This is a genomic window from Synechococcus sp. Cruz-7E5 (assembly GCF_024345995.1).
GTDB lineage: Bacteria > Cyanobacteriota > Cyanobacteriia > PCC-6307 > Cyanobiaceae > Regnicoccus_A.
The window spans coordinates 50,273-64,248 of sequence record NZ_JAGQCE010000001.1 but is presented as its reverse complement, the minus strand read 5'-3'; the positions used below and the strand labels follow the sequence as shown (position 1 = coordinate 64,248).

Here is a 13,976-nt window from a genome sequence, read left to right as displayed (position 1 = left end):
GACGGGGGGGTATGCAGCCGAGCATGGTCCTAAGCGAACCTCCCCCCCTTTTCCGGAGTAGGCAATGGCGAATGAAACCATGGGCATCGCCCTCGGCATGATCGAGACGCGCGGCCTCGTGCCGGCAATCGAAGCGGCCGACGCCATGACCAAGGCCGCCGAAGTGCGTCTGATCGGCCGTGAGTTCGTGGGTGGCGGCTACGTGACCGTTCTCGTCCGCGGTGAGACCGGGGCCGTGAATGCGGCTGTGCGTGCCGGTGCCGATGCCTGTGAGCGCGTGGGTGACGGCCTCGTTGCTGCCCACATCATCGCCCGCCCCCATCGTGAAGTCGAGCCGGCCCTGAACAGCAACTTCGGTCTGGGTTCCAAGGACTGAGGTCTGACGCGCCCCTGATGGAGCGCAGCACTCTCATCTTTCCCACCCGACCTACAAGGAGATTTTCCCCATGAGCAAGAAGTACGACGCTGGGGTAAAGGAGTACAGGGACACATACTGGACTCCCGACTACGTTCCCCTCGACACTGACCTGCTGGCCTGTTTCAAGGTCACTGGTCAGGAAGGCGTTCCCAAGGAAGAAGTGGCCGCTGCCGTGGCTGCCGAATCCTCAACCGGCACCTGGTCCACAGTGTGGTCCGAGCTCCTCACCGACCTCGACTTCTACAAGGGCCGTTGCTATCGAATTGAAGACGTTCCTGGTGACAAGGAGTCGTTCTACGCCTTCATCGCCTACCCGCTCGATCTGTTCGAGGAAGGCTCGATCACCAACGTGCTCACCTCCCTGGTGGGCAACGTATTCGGCTTCAAGGCCCTGCGTCACCTCCGTCTGGAAGACATCCGCTTCCCGATGGCCTTCATCAAGACCTGCCCCGGCCCGCCGAACGGAATCTGTGTCGAGCGCGACCGGATGAACAAGTACGGCCGTCCGCTGCTGGGTTGCACGATCAAGCCGAAGCTCGGCCTCTCCGGCAAGAACTACGGCCGGGTGGTGTACGAATGCCTCCGTGGTGGTCTCGATTTCACCAAGGACGACGAAAACATCAACTCCCAGCCCTTTCAGCGCTGGCAGAACCGCTTCGAGTTCGTGGCCGAAGCCGTACAGCTGGCCCAGGAAGAAACCGGCGAGAAGAAGGGGCACTACCTCAACTGCACCGCCGCCACTCCCGAGGAGATGTATGAGCGTGCCGAGTTCGCCAAAGAACTGGGCCAGCCCATCATCATGCACGACTACATCACCGGTGGCTTCACGGCCAATACCGGTCTGTCGAAGTGGTGCCGCAAGAACGGCATGCTGCTGCACATTCACCGTGCCATGCACGCGGTGATCGACCGTCACCCCAAGCACGGCATCCACTTCCGAGTGTTGGCCAAGTGTCTGCGCCTCTCCGGTGGCGACCAGCTGCACACCGGCACCGTGGTGGGCAAACTCGAAGGTGATCGCCAGACCACCCTCGGCTTCATCGACCAACTGCGTGAATCCTTCGTCCCCGAAGACCGCAGCCGCGGCAACTTCTTCGACCAGGATTGGGGCTCCATGCCCGGCGTCTTCGCTGTGGCCTCCGGCGGCATCCACGTGTGGCACATGCCCGCGCTGGTGGCGATCTTCGGTGACGACTCCGTGCTGCAATTCGGTGGTGGCACACACGGTCACCCCTGGGGTTCCGCCGCTGGCGCCGCCGCCAACCGTGTGGCCCTCGAAGCCTGCGTCAAGGCCCGTAACGCCGGTCGTGAGATCGAGAAGGAGAGCCGCGACATCCTCATGGAAGCCGCGAAACACAGCCCCGAGCTCGCCATCGCGCTCGAGACCTGGAAGGAAATCAAGTTCGAGTTCGACACCGTCGACAAACTTGACGTCAACTGATCGGGGCTGTTGACCTGCGGGGAGGGAGTTTTTCCCTCCCTGCGGTCACATCCGGTTTGCCTGCATTCACCTGATTCCCCACAAGGATCCCCATGCCCTTCAAGAGCACCGTGGGTGACTACCAAACAGTCGCCACCCTGGAGACCTTCGGCTTCCTCCCGCCGATGTCCCAGGACGAGATCTACGATCAGATTGCTTACATCATTGCCCAGGGATGGAGCCCGCTTGTCGAGCACGTTCACCCCAGCCGTTCGATGGCGACCTATTGGTCGTACTGGAAACTGCCTTTCTTCGGTGAGAAGGACCTGGGCGTGATCGTCAGTGAGCTCGAGGCCTGCCACCGCGCCTACCCCGACCATCACGTCCGTCTGGTCGGCTACGACGCCTACACCCAGAGTCAGGGGTCCTGCTTCGTGGTCTTCGAAGCACGCTGATCAACTGCAGCAGGTTCCGGCCTAAACCCGGAACCTGCTGCCCTCAATATTCATTCTTCCGACAGCTCGCGAGGGGCTTGTGAACGGCAGGCATTGGGTCCTCCCTTCACAAGTTCTGTCCAGCTGTCTCCTTCCAGGTTGTTTCTTCACAGGGCGGACATGGCATCTCAATCCAGTCGCGAAGCGGCCCTTGCGCGCCGGATGGCGCTCTCCACAGCCGGGAAAACGGCGGAGAAGCGGTATTCCAACAGTGCTAACCGCACCCGCAGCGCCGCTGAGGTCCGTCCCACCCGCTCGATCACCCCGGTGGCCCCTGCGGTCAGCCGCGAAGCTGATGCGCCCACCCCGCCGCTCTTCAGCAGCAGCAGCCATGGGCCCACAAGCCCTCCCCGCCAGCTCAACCGTGCCGCCATCAGCAACCCCAGCAGGGATCTTGTGCTGGCACGGCGTGAAGCCTTGAGCAAGCGCGGCAAGCGGGCCGACACCAGCAAGGACCGCAGCCGTGATGGCAGCTCCGCGCGTGCCGTCGCCACCCCAGCCCCCGCCCCAGTGAGCTCCGCGCCTCCCGCAGCCACTCGGCCAACCCTCTCCCTGAGCGTCACCCCCGCCAGTTCCCTCAGCGATCGCCGCAGCAACGGCACCAGGCCGACTTCGAAGCGCTCCGCCCAGTTCAATCCCAGCCGCGCCATTGTGATGGCGCGCCGGGAAGCTCTCTCCAAGCGCGGCAAGTCGGCCTCAACCAACAGCTCCAGCGGCACCGCCGCCATTGTGCGTCAGTCGAACCCCGACATCAGCAGCCGGGAACTGGCCCACCGCATCCGCGATCTCAAGAGCAAGAACGGTGCGGGCGCTGTCAGCCGCGGCACAGGAGTCACCAGGCCCACGGGTCCCCGCCGCGGGCCCAACAAGCTGGAAGGTGCCCAGGACGCAAGCTGGAAGGTGAGCGCCAGTGAAACCCTGCGCGGTCAGGTGGTCACCGGCACCCAGGCCAACCGGTCAGAGAAGACGACCGGTAACGAGGCCAGCACCTGCCGTCCCATCACCGGGACCGAATACATGGGAGCGGAGATCTTCCGCAGCTTCTGTCAGAACGAGCCTTCCCCCCTTCAACCCGCCAAGGTGGGCGTCACGGCCACCAGCCACGGCAACCGGGTCACCGGCAATGAGGTGGGTCGCTCCGAAAAGGTCACCGGAGATGAACCCGGCACCTGTAAATCCGTCACCGGCACCGAGTACATCTCAGCGAATCAGGCGGCGGCCTACTGCGGCACCACCTCCGTCAGTCCCCGCAAGGTGGGTCTCAGCCAGACCGTTGCCGGGCGGCCAGTCTCCGGTGTGATGGTGGGACGCTCTGAACGGGTCACCGGTGATGAGCACGGTGCCGGCATCCAGCCCACCGGCACTCAGTACGTGGGCTCTGATTCGATCAGCACCCCCGGCCAGGCACCCCCCAAGGTGGCCAGTGTCCAGACCCTTAGAGGCACCGGCATCACAGGCACCCTGGTGGGTCGTAGCGACAAGGTCACCGGTGATGAACCTGGCAGCTGCCGCCGTGTCACCGGCGATGAGTACATCGGCAGCCAGCAGTACCAGAATTTTTGCGGCGCTCGCCCTGAGCCCGAAGCGGCCAAGGTCGGGTTCAGCCTCACCAACAAGCAGCTGATCGTCTCAGGCACCAGCACCGGCCGCTCATCCATGGTCACCGGTGATGAGCCCGGAACCTGTAAGGCCGTCACCGGCACGCCCTACGCCGGTCTTGAGCAAGCCAGCGCCTGGTGCGATTCCTCGGCTGTGCGCGGCATCCGCCAGCGGACTCCAGCCCGCGCCGGTACCCCCGGACCGCGGATGAGCGGCCTGCAGCCGGGCATCGGCGGGGTGATGACCGGGGCCTCCAAGGGTGCCTGTGAACCGATCTCCGGCACCCCGTACGTCGGAGTTGATCAGTACAACGAAGCCTGCAGCGCCGCCCAGGGTCACGAAGCCGATTTCCCCCAACCACTAGACCCCCAGCCGTGGCAGGAGTTCAGCGTGCAATCCCCAGCAAGGGCTGCCCATCAACAGCGGGAGCGCGGCTCCGCCGTCACCGGCACCCGCTACGAAACCAGCGCCAGGATCACCGGCCCTTTTGATCTGGCCGGTGGCAAGGTCACCGGCACCGAGCAGGCACGTTTCGACCAGCGCGGCCCCGAGCCGCAGCCGCTGCCCCCGATGCGGCGTCAGACCTCCGTGCTGCCACCCCGCCCCCAGCCTGCGGTACCTGTTCCCAGTGCGCCAGTCAGCCTTGATGAAGACTTGCGGCCCACCAGCCGAGTCACAGGGGAAGGTATTTCCGCCGGCCTGAACATCACCGGTGACGACTGGGATCGGGGCAAGCGCGTCACCGGCACCGAGGGAGCATCTGCCCGCCGCCGCAACCCCACCCGCACCGGGCCGATGACGGCGATGGCCACCATCCCCCTCAAGCGCAATGAAGAGGTGGTGCAACCGGTCAGCCGCGTCACCGGCTCCAGCGGCAACACCGACAAGGGCTCACTGATCACCGTTTCAGGCGGTGCCCGAGGTTGAGTCTCTCTCCACGTTCCTCCCTGTCGCAGCACTGAACCTTGCCCCGCCCCCGCCGCTACGGCTCCGCCGAGAGGCCCCTGGCTCCCACGGCCCCTGCCCGCCGTTCCGCTCCCCGCTCCACGCTTTCCGGCTCAGCGCTGGGGGGAGCAGGCCGCTTCACTGCGGTCCTGAAGCATCATCCGCTCAGCGATGCAGCGGCCAACGAACGCCTTCAGGCCTACGACAGCGAGGTGAAGCAGTCGTTTGACCGGATTGTGCCGGTGCTCAAAAGGCTCTCGGCCCTCCAACACGACGACGACTTTGTGGAGCAGGCCCAGCGCCATGCCCTCTGTGAACTCGGCCATCCATTGCCCGCCACGATTCTGGAGTCGGCCTGGGTCAACCAACTCGACATGCGCAGCCTGTTCGCGTGGTGCCTGTACGAGGCCTATGAGCAGGTCAGTGCCAGCTTCTTCCGCGACGATCCACTCCATGCTCAAGAGGGAAGCGAGAGCGCCGAGTCCTTCAATGCCTTTCTGCTCTCCTGCGGCTTTCATCTGCTGGATGTGAGCCCCTGCGCGGATGGTCGTCTGGCCCATGCCATCGCCTATGCCCTCCGTCTCCCCTTCGGATCCGTCCGCCGCCGTCCCCACGCCGGCGCGATGTTCGATGTGGAGAACACCGTCGACCGTTGGGTGCGCACCGAGCATCTGCGCTACCGGGAAGCCCGGCCTAATGGCGCCCATGAGCCCACCCGATACCTGAAGGTGGTGGTGTATCACTTCAGCTCGAGGGATCCCAGGCACGAGGGGTGTGCTGCCCATGGCTCCAACGATGCCGCCGCCGCCGCCGGGGGACTGCTCCGCCTGCAGGAGTTCCAGCAGGCAGTGGAGAACAGCTTCTGCTGCGGGGCCTCCGTCGACCTGCTCCTGATCGGGTTGGACACCGACACAGACGCCATCCGAGTCCACGTGCCCGATGTGAACGGCCACACCGATCAGGAGCGCTGGCTGGATGCCCTTGAGGTGTACAACGCCACCCAGGATCTCTCCGCCGAGGCCGCCCGGGACCGGGTGCTTGCCCTTGTGCTGGCCGCCCGCTCAGGCAACGGCGACGGGGTTCCCGACGGGGCCGTTGATCCGGGGATGGGGCGCCTGATCGCCCGCCTGATCGAGCACAACATCTCCCAGATCGATTTTGTGCGTACATATCACGATGGCGCTTACGCCGATGCGGGCCATGCCGAGCGCTTCATCGGTGTTGGCATCGGTTTCAAGGAGATTCATCTGCGCAATCTCACTTACTTCGCCCACATGGACACCGTCGAGGAAGGGGCTGCCGATCTTGACGTGGGAGTGAAGATCTTCAAGGGACTGAACGTGTCCCGCGGACTGCCGATCCCGGTGGTGATTCGTTTCGATTACCACGGCAGTGTGCCGGGGGCGCGTGAACGGGCCGTGCTCTACTGCCAGCGGACAGATGACGCGATTCGCAACCGCTATCCCGATCTGGTGGGCAGCGGTCTTCTGCACACGTTGCTGAGCGTGCGCGACCGCGATCGTCACGTTCCTGCCGAAACGGTCGGGTCGTCGATCAAGCTGGAACCAGCCGGAGGCCATTGAGATGCTGATCTGCAAAGTGCTCAAGCCCCTGGTGTCCACCAACCGAATCCCTGAATTCGAGCACAAGCATCTCCAGGTGGTGCTGGATGGCAGTTCCCAGAAGGTGGCCGTCGACGCCGTGGGCTGCATCCCTGGCGACTGGGTGATCTGTGTGGGCAGTTCCGCCGCCCGTGAAGCTGCCGGGAGTAAGTCCTATCCCAGCGACCTCACGATCGTGGGGATCATCGACCACTGGGAACCGGATGCTGGCCAACCTGCTCCGCAGCCACGTTCTGGAGCAGCCTGATGGAAATCATGCAAGTCACTGGCTCCCTCGTCTGCAGCCAACGGGTGGAAGGCCTGCTCCACTGGCAACTCCGCATCCTGCGCTCCACCAAAGGCAAGTTGATGGTGGCCGTCGACCCGGTGGGCGCCGCACCAGGCAACTGGGTGTTCACCGCCAGTGGCTCCGCCGCTCGCTTTGCCACCGGCGTTCCCGACACCCAGACCGACCTCACGATTGCTGGGATCATTGATCTCTGGGATCCAGACGGTTGATCCCCCCTCCCTCCACATCCTCCCTGCCGTCAGCCCAGCTCGATCCATGGCCACACCCTCCTCCCGCCAACCCTCCTCCAGGCGCAGCAGCGCCAGCAGTGGTGTGAGCCGAGCTGCCGCGGCCAAGGCACTTCCCGCCTCGGCCACCCCCACACCCCCCTCCCCTGCGGACAAAACCGTGGACCCGCCTCCAGCCCCAGGTTCATCCGCGACCAGTGGCAGCAGCCCTGCCTCAGCCACAGCAGCAGCGGCCCCCAGCCCCCCGGCTAAGGCCAGCAGCAGCACCCCGGCTGCCGCCAGCCGCGGCCGCTCCGGTGGCACCACACCTCCCCCCAAGTCCCCCTCCTCCCCCTCCAAAGCCATGGCATCGACTCCGCACGGCATTGCTCTCGGCATGATCGAGACCCGCGGCCTCGTACCCGCGATCGAGGCGGCTGACGCCATGACCAAGGCCGCTGAAGTCACGATGATCTCGCGTGAATTCGTGGGTGGCGGCTACGTGACTGTGATGGTGCGCGGCGAAACCGGTGCTGTCAACGCCGCCGTGCGTGCAGGGGCCGATGCCTGCGAGCGCGTGGGCGACGGACTGGTAGCCGCCCACATCATTGCCCGCCCCCACAGCGAACTGGAGCCGATCCTTGCCTACAGCGGCGCTGAGCGCAGGAGCTGATCGCCATGGAGACCGTTAACCCTCGGGTGCTGGGCTACCTGGGACGAGCTCTGAGCCTGGAACTTTCCGCCGTTCAGCAGTACATGACCCAGGCCTCTCTGCTCGCTCTCTGGGGCGATGGCGGTTCCGCCGAGCGGTTCCGCCAGGAAACGGTCGAGGAGATGCAACATGCCGAGCGGCTGGTGCAACAGATGCTTCGTCTCGGCGTAGCGCCTGCCGCGTCCCAACTGAAACCGGTGAGCACCGCCCGCGACCTGATTGGACTGCTGCGCCTGAACATCGTGCTGGAGCAGGAGCTGATTGAGCTGTATGCCGAGGCAAGTCGCTTCTGCCTGCTGATCGGCGATGAAGCCAACTCAGCCTTCTTTCAGGACTTATGGAACGAGGAAAGACAGCACGGCGAGGAACTCAACCAATGGCTGGCCGTCCTCGACGCTGGCCCGGCCCGCCTGCTTGAGCGCGCCACCTTCTAGGTCCGGCCCTCTGAGCCCCCCCTTTGTCCGCCCCCTCCCTCTCCCTGCCGATCCAGCTGGTCTGGATGATCCCTCTCTACGGATTCAGCGGCATGCTGCTGTCGCTGCCGTGGGCGGCAGGCTGGTTCAAGCGAAACGGCCCACGCCCAGCGGCTTACCTGAACTTGCTGGTCACGCTGCTGGCAGTGATCCACGGCAGCTGGATCCTGCAGCAGGTATGGCAGCTCGGCCCCCAGCACCTGGAGTTCGCCTGGTTCCAGGCCGCCGACCTCAACCTGCGCATCGGCTTCGACCTCTCGCTCACCAATCTGGCGGCGCTCGAGCTGGTGACGGGCTTGAGCCTGCTGGGCCAGGTGTACGCCCTCGGCTACCTCGACAAGGAATGGTCGCTGGCCCGCTTCTACGCGCTGGTTGGCTTCTTCGAGGGAGCCCTGGCAGGTGTGGTGCTCAGCAGCAGCCTGTTCATGAGCTATTTCCTGCTGGAGATGCTCACCCTCTCCACCTATCTGCTGGTGGGGTTCTGGTACGCCCAGCCGCTGGTGGTCACGGCCGCCCGCGACGCCTTCCTCACCAAACGGGTGGGCGATGTGCTGCTGCTGATGGGGATGGTGGCGCTCTCGGCCTGGGCGGGCTCGATGGAGTTTCAGGATCTCTACGTCTGGGCCGCCGAGGCCGACGCCAGTGGTGCGCTCACGCCCTTGGCCGGCACGCTGCTGGGGCTGGGGCTGATAGCCGGGCCGATGGGCAAGTGTGCCCAGTTCCCGATGCACCTCTGGCTCGATGAGGCGATGGAGGGGCCGAACCCGGCCTCGATCCTGCGCAACTCGGTTGTCGTCACCGCCGGCGCCCTGGTGCTGATGAAGGTCATGCCACTGCTGCGCTTCTCCCCCCTGGCAACCTCCGTGCTGCTGGTGGTGGGCACGATCAGCGCCGTCGGCGGCGCCCTGGTGGCAATCGCCCAGGTGGACATCAAACGAGCTTTCTCGTACTCCACCACCTCGTATCTGGGGCTGGTATTCATCGCGATTGCTCTGCAGCAGCCGGCTATCGCGCTGTTGCTGCTGTTTGCCCACGGCCTGTCCAAGGCACTGCTGTTCATGAGCGTGGGCAGCATCATCGCCACCACCAACTGCCAGGACCTCACCGAACTGGGCGGCCTCGGCTCACGCATGCCCGCCACCACCAGCGCCTACCTGGTGGGCTCGGCCGGCCTTCTGGGCCTGCTGCCCCTTGGCTGCTTCTGGTGCTTTGGGCTGCTGGTTGACACCTTCGCCCACCAGCAGCCTTTCTTCGCGGCCGTCTGCCTGCTCACCAACGCCCTCACCGCCTTCAACCTCACCCGCGTCTACCGGCACGTGTTCCTTGGCCAGGCGATGCCCAAAACCAAGCGCGCGCCGGAGGTGAACTGGCTGATGGCGCTGCCGATGGTGAGCCTCACGGTGCTGGTGGCACTGATGCCAGCGCTGATGGCCCGCCTCGATCCTGTTCCGGGCATCGCCTCGTTCTCCCTGCCGGTGGCCATTGCGGTTGTCTCCAGCGGCCTGCTCGGGGTAGCCGGCGGCGCTGTGGCGCCGCTTCACAAGTTCTGGTCGCGATCTTTGGTCCAGCCACTGCGAGTGCTGCAGGATCTGCTCGCCTCCGACTTCTACACCGATCGCATCTACCGGGCCACGATCGTCGCGGCAGTGGCCGGCCTGGCCAGGCTGAGCGACTGGCTCGACACCAGGGTGGTCAACGGCCTGGTGAACGGCATCGGAAGGCTTTCTCTGGCCAGCGCCGATGGACTCAAGCTCGGCGTCAGCGGCCAGCTGCAGAGCTACCTGCTCACGGTGGTGCTGGCGATCGTGCTTCTTCTTGCCTCGCTGCAGTGGTTGCAGTGGCTGCATGGATAGACCGAGACACTGGTGGAGCCACCCATGCCCATGCTGAGCATCCTGCTGCTGATCCCCTTCGCCGGCGCTCTGGCACTCGTGCTCTGGCCCGGCCAGCTGGCCCCAGGACGGCTACGGGCGGTTGCATTGGTGGTGCTTGGCCTGCAACTGGCCTGGAGCCTGATGGTGCTCGCCCGCTTCGATCCCAGCAGCAGTGCCATGCAGCTGCAGGAGTCGCTGCCCTGGGTCAGCGGCCTCGGGCTCGAGTACCGGCTCGGCGTCGACGGCCTGTCGATGCCGCTGGTGCTGATCAACGCCGCACTCACGCTGGTGTCGGCGATCTGCACGCGAGACATCAGCCAGCGTCCGCGCCTCTACTTCGCCTTGGTTCTGTTGATCAGTGGCGCCGTTAACGGCGCCTTCCTGGCTGAGAACCTGCTGCTCTTCTTTCTCTTCTATGAGCTGGAGCTGATCCCGCTCTGGGCTCTGATCAGCATCTGGGGAGGCGCCAACCGGTCCTATGCGGCCACCAAGTTCCTGATCTTCACGGCAGTGTCGGGAATGCTGATCCTGGGCGCCTTCCTGGGGTTGGCCCTGGCCACGGGCACGGTCGATTTCAGCCTCACACCGGTCAGCAGCGAGCGGCTGGCGATGGGCACCCAACTGTTCCTGCTTGGGGCGCTGCTGATCGGCTTCGGCATCAAGGTGCCGCTTTTCCCTTTCCACAACTGGCTGCCGGATGCCCACACCCAGGCATCCACGCCGGTGTCGGTTCTACTGGCGGGTGTGCTGCTGAAGCTCGGCACCTACGGCCTGCTGCGCTTCTGCCTGGGACTGTTCCCGGAGGCCTGGGCGCAGCTTGCACCAGGGCTGGCGATCTGGGCGGCGGTGTCAGTGCTGTTCGGTTCGCTCGCGGCGATTGCGCAGAAGGACATGAAGCGGATGGTGGCCTACAGCTCGGTGGGCCACATGGGCTACATCCTGTTGGCGGCGGCGGCGGCCACGCCGGTGGCGATCCTCGGGGCGGTGTTCCAGATGGTGAGCCACGGCCTGATCTCGGCGCTGCTGTTCCTGCTGGTGGGGATCGTGTACCGCAAGACCGGTACCCGCGACCTGACGGTGCTGCACGGGCTGCTCAACCCGGAGCGGGGCCTGCCGTTCACCGGCACGCTGATGATTCTTGGTGTCATGGCCAGCGCCGGCATGCCCGGCATGGCGGGCTTCATCTCCGAGTTCATGGTTTTCCGCGGCAGCATCAGCGCCTACCCGCTGGCCACCCTGCTCTCGATGCTGGGCTCAGGCCTGACGGCGGTGTACTTCCTGCTGTTGGTGAACCGCGCCTTCTTCGGCCGGCTGGCGATCACTCCGGTCACGGATCCTGTGACCCACGGTCGCCTGGATGTGCAACTGGCGCCGGTGGCACCCCGGGAAACGATTCCGGCGACGGGACTGGCGATGGCGGTGGTGGCGATCGGTCTGCTGCCAGCTGGTCTGGGGCGCCTGAGTGAGAGCACGAGCACGGCCATCGCCCAGCTGCCGGCCCTTGTATCGGCACTGCAGCTGGCCTCAGGGCCATTGCTGGGGCTGCAGGCGGGAGGGCTGGGCTGATGCCGATTATCCCGGCCGAGCTGGTGCACAGCGGTGGCATGCCCGCCGCCGCCGAGCTGGAGGAAAAACTGCTGACGGCGCAGACGCTGCTGGCCGAGACCAGCGAGCATCTGATCGAAGTGGTGGATGTGCTCAAAAGCTACGGGGAGGTGCTCGATGCCTACAGCACCAACCTGATCTTCCAGGCCGAACATCAGTTCCTGGTGCCGGTGCCGCTGTTCAAGTACCTGGATGGCGAGAAGAGCCCCGCCAAGATCTGGCGCCACCTCAACCACGACCGGATCAATTTCGAGTACGCCGAATACTGCATGAAGGCGATGCTCTGGCATGGCACCGGAGGCCTTGATGCGTACCTTGATTCAGAGGCTTTTGCCGAGAGCTGCGCTGTGATCATCCGCCGCAAGACTCGGCGCGATCCCTTGCTGGCCCTGCTGCATCCGCTGTTTTCGGGCTTCCTGATCGAGTTGATCCGTACGGCGGCCACGACCCACGCCCTGGGCCAGTTCTGGCGGGTGATGAGCGATCTGTTCCTCGATCTGGCCCGCTCCGAGGCCGACGGCAGCGTGGCTTCGATCGAGGCAGTGGTGGAGTTCATCAAGGACGGCCTTGTGGCCGCCGCCGCCAACCCGATCACCTATGGGGTGGAGGTGGCGGGTGAGCACCTCTGGGTGCTGCCACCGGAGGCGGGGCTCACCTTCCTGGTGGATGTGGCCGTGCCCTACGTCGAGGCGGTTTTCTTGCGAGGTTTGCCGTTCCTGGGCACTGTGAGCTTCAATGCCCAGGCTCAGCAGATCTCCCCGGATCAGGCCAAGTTCGCCTACGGAGCACTGTTCGCCGATCCACTCCCGACGATGGGAGCTGGCATACCCCCCAGCCTGCTGATGCAGGACATGTTCCGTCACCTGCCGCAACGGCTGGATCGGCTTTACCGCAAGCGCACCCGGGGTGAGGGCGACGTACGGGTGAAGATCTGCATGAGCTTCCAGAAGTCGATGTTCTGCGTCACCAACGCAGCCATCCGGGGCACTTTCCCCCATCCCCTGAACAGCCCCGAACCGGCGGCCCGTGAGGCCAACCGGGCCTACGCGGCAGCCTGGGCCGCTCGGCTGGCGGCCGCCCGCACGGACTGCCTCGACCCCCTGCCGTAGCGTGGTTCTCATGGAGCAGCCTTGGACCCCGCGCCCGAAACCCGAACAGGCCGAGCGGCTCGAGCGGCGCATCGAATTCGCCGATTACGCCAGCAACCGGGCCTTCCTGGACCGCCTCAACGACCTCTGTGTGCAGCAGGGCCGCTACCCGGACATCAGCTTCGGACGCACCTACGTGAACATCACCGTGCGTTCCGACGGCGACGACACACAGATCGCCTCCGCCGATCACGCCTTCGCTGCGGCCATCGATGACCTCCTTGCCTGAGCCCGAAGCCGGCAGCGCTCTCTCCGACCTGGATGCCCCGGTCAACCTGCAGGAGGCCTACGAGGCCGCCAATGTGCAGGAGGTGCTTGATCAACTCGATGCCGACCTGATCGGCCTCAAGCCGGTGAAAACGCGCATCCGCGAGATAGCGGCGCTGCTGGTGGTGGAGCGAGCGCGCAAGCAGGTGGGCCTGGCCACGGCTGCGCCGAGTCTGCACATGTCGTTCACGGGTAGGCCGGGTACCGGCAAGACCACCGTGGCCGAGCGTATTTCCGAGATCCTGCACCGGCTGGGATACGTGCGTAAGGGCCATCTCGTCACCGCAACCCGGGACGATCTGGTGGGCCAGTACATCGGGCACACCGCGCCCAAAACCCGCGACATGCTCAAGAAGGCAATGGGCGGTGTACTTTTCATTGATGAGGCATACTATCTCTACCGTCCTGAGAACGAACGTGACTATGGCGCCGAAGCCATAGAGATCCTGCTTCAGGTGATGGAGAACAATCGCGACGATCTGGTTGTGATCTTCGCAGGCTACAAGGACAAGATGGATATCTTCTACCAGTCGAATCCTGGCCTCTCCTCCAGGGTGGCAAATCACATTGATTTCCCTGATTACACCGCCGCGGAATTGCTGGCTATCGCCCAGTTGATTCTGGCTGCCGAGAGTTACCGCTTCGGCGATGAGGCCAAGGCCGCCTTCTACGAATACATCCAGCGGCGTATGCAACTGCCCTTCTTCGCCAATGGCCGCTCGATCCGCAATGCCATCGACAGGGCACGCATGCGTCAGGCCAACCGGCTTTTCAACCACATGGGGCGGGGTCTGACCAAGCTGGACCTGATCACGATCCAGGCCGAGGACATCACCGCCAGCCGCGTGTTTCAGGGGGAAGTGGAAGGGCTCGATCCCAGCCTGCCGCTCACCTGACCTGCCAC

The 13,976-nt window shown here is 64.9% G+C and carries 14 protein-coding genes; all 14 read left to right on the top strand.

Translation table 11 applies throughout. From position 1 onward, the window contains the following. Window positions 1–64 precede the first annotated feature (64 nt). The 14 genes from KBY77_RS00280 (at window position 65) to cbbX (ending at window position 13,968) form a co-directional block, all read left to right on the top strand. Window positions 65–376 (top strand): BMC domain-containing protein, encoded by a 312-nt coding sequence (locus tag KBY77_RS00280; protein WP_035828781.1) that lies wholly within the window; start codon window positions 65–67, stop codon window positions 374–376. A 70-nt stretch (window positions 377–446) separates the two neighbouring features. Beyond that, complete coding sequence (locus KBY77_RS00275) at window positions 447–1,859, top strand: form I ribulose bisphosphate carboxylase large subunit (RefSeq protein ID WP_094554451.1); 1,413 nt, start codon at window positions 447–449, stop codon at window positions 1,857–1,859. Between the two features lie 92 nt (window positions 1,860–1,951). Beyond that, window positions 1,952–2,293 (top strand): ribulose bisphosphate carboxylase small subunit, encoded by a 342-nt coding sequence (locus tag KBY77_RS00270; RefSeq protein WP_094513225.1) that lies wholly within the window; start codon window positions 1,952–1,954, stop codon window positions 2,291–2,293. A 159-nt stretch (window positions 2,294–2,452) separates the two neighbouring features. Further along, window positions 2,453–4,858: a CsoS2 family carboxysome shell protein gene (locus KBY77_RS00265; RefSeq protein WP_255101629.1), complete on the top strand. Its 2,406-nt coding sequence runs from the start codon at window positions 2,453–2,455 to the stop codon at window positions 4,856–4,858. 38 nt (window positions 4,859–4,896) lie between these two features. Beyond that, entirely contained in the window at window positions 4,897–6,459 is a 1,563-nt protein-coding gene (locus KBY77_RS00260; protein ID WP_255101628.1) for a carboxysome shell carbonic anhydrase, read from the top strand. Window position 6,460: 1 nt separating this feature from the next. Further along, window positions 6,461–6,745, top strand: a complete 285-nt coding sequence (locus KBY77_RS00255; RefSeq protein WP_255101627.1) for a carboxysome peptide A — start codon at window positions 6,461–6,463, stop codon at window positions 6,743–6,745. Beyond that, window positions 6,745–6,996, top strand: a complete 252-nt coding sequence (locus tag KBY77_RS00250; RefSeq protein WP_094554446.1) for a carboxysome peptide B — start codon at window positions 6,745–6,747, stop codon at window positions 6,994–6,996. Before KBY77_RS00255 ends, KBY77_RS00250 begins: the two co-directional genes overlap by 1 nt. A gap of 46 nt (window positions 6,997–7,042) precedes the next feature. Next, window positions 7,043–7,666 carry a BMC domain-containing protein gene (locus KBY77_RS16580; RefSeq protein WP_315856445.1) on the top strand — a complete coding sequence of 208 codons (624 nt, stop codon included), beginning with the start codon at window positions 7,043–7,045 and terminating at the stop codon, window positions 7,664–7,666. 5 nt (window positions 7,667–7,671) lie between these two features. Next, on the top strand, window positions 7,672–8,139 hold the full coding sequence (locus KBY77_RS00240) for a ferritin-like domain-containing protein (RefSeq protein WP_255101626.1): 468 nt from the start codon (window positions 7,672–7,674) through the stop codon (window positions 8,137–8,139). A gap of 23 nt (window positions 8,140–8,162) precedes the next feature. Beyond that, window positions 8,163–10,031 (top strand): NAD(P)H-quinone oxidoreductase subunit F, encoded by a 1,869-nt coding sequence (locus tag KBY77_RS00235; RefSeq protein ID WP_255101625.1) that lies wholly within the window; start codon window positions 8,163–8,165, stop codon window positions 10,029–10,031. A gap of 30 nt (window positions 10,032–10,061) precedes the next feature. Then, a complete protein-coding gene (locus KBY77_RS00230) occupies window positions 10,062–11,618 on the top strand; it encodes an NADH-quinone oxidoreductase subunit M (RefSeq protein ID WP_255102036.1) in 1,557 nt (518 codons plus the stop codon). Further along, window positions 11,618–12,766 carry a CO2 hydration protein gene (locus KBY77_RS00225; protein ID WP_255101624.1) on the top strand — a complete coding sequence of 383 codons (1,149 nt, stop codon included), beginning with the start codon at window positions 11,618–11,620 and terminating at the stop codon, window positions 12,764–12,766. The genes KBY77_RS00230 and KBY77_RS00225 overlap by 1 nt, the downstream gene beginning before the upstream one ends. A 10-nt stretch (window positions 12,767–12,776) precedes the next feature. After that, window positions 12,777–13,034: a 4a-hydroxytetrahydrobiopterin dehydratase gene (locus KBY77_RS00220; RefSeq protein WP_255101623.1), complete on the top strand. Its 258-nt coding sequence runs from the start codon at window positions 12,777–12,779 to the stop codon at window positions 13,032–13,034. Further along, complete coding sequence (gene cbbX, locus KBY77_RS00215) at window positions 13,018–13,968, top strand: CbbX protein (protein WP_255101622.1); 951 nt, start codon at window positions 13,018–13,020, stop codon at window positions 13,966–13,968. The genes KBY77_RS00220 and cbbX overlap by 17 nt, the downstream gene beginning before the upstream one ends. The last annotated feature ends 8 nt before the right edge of the window (window positions 13,969–13,976 follow it).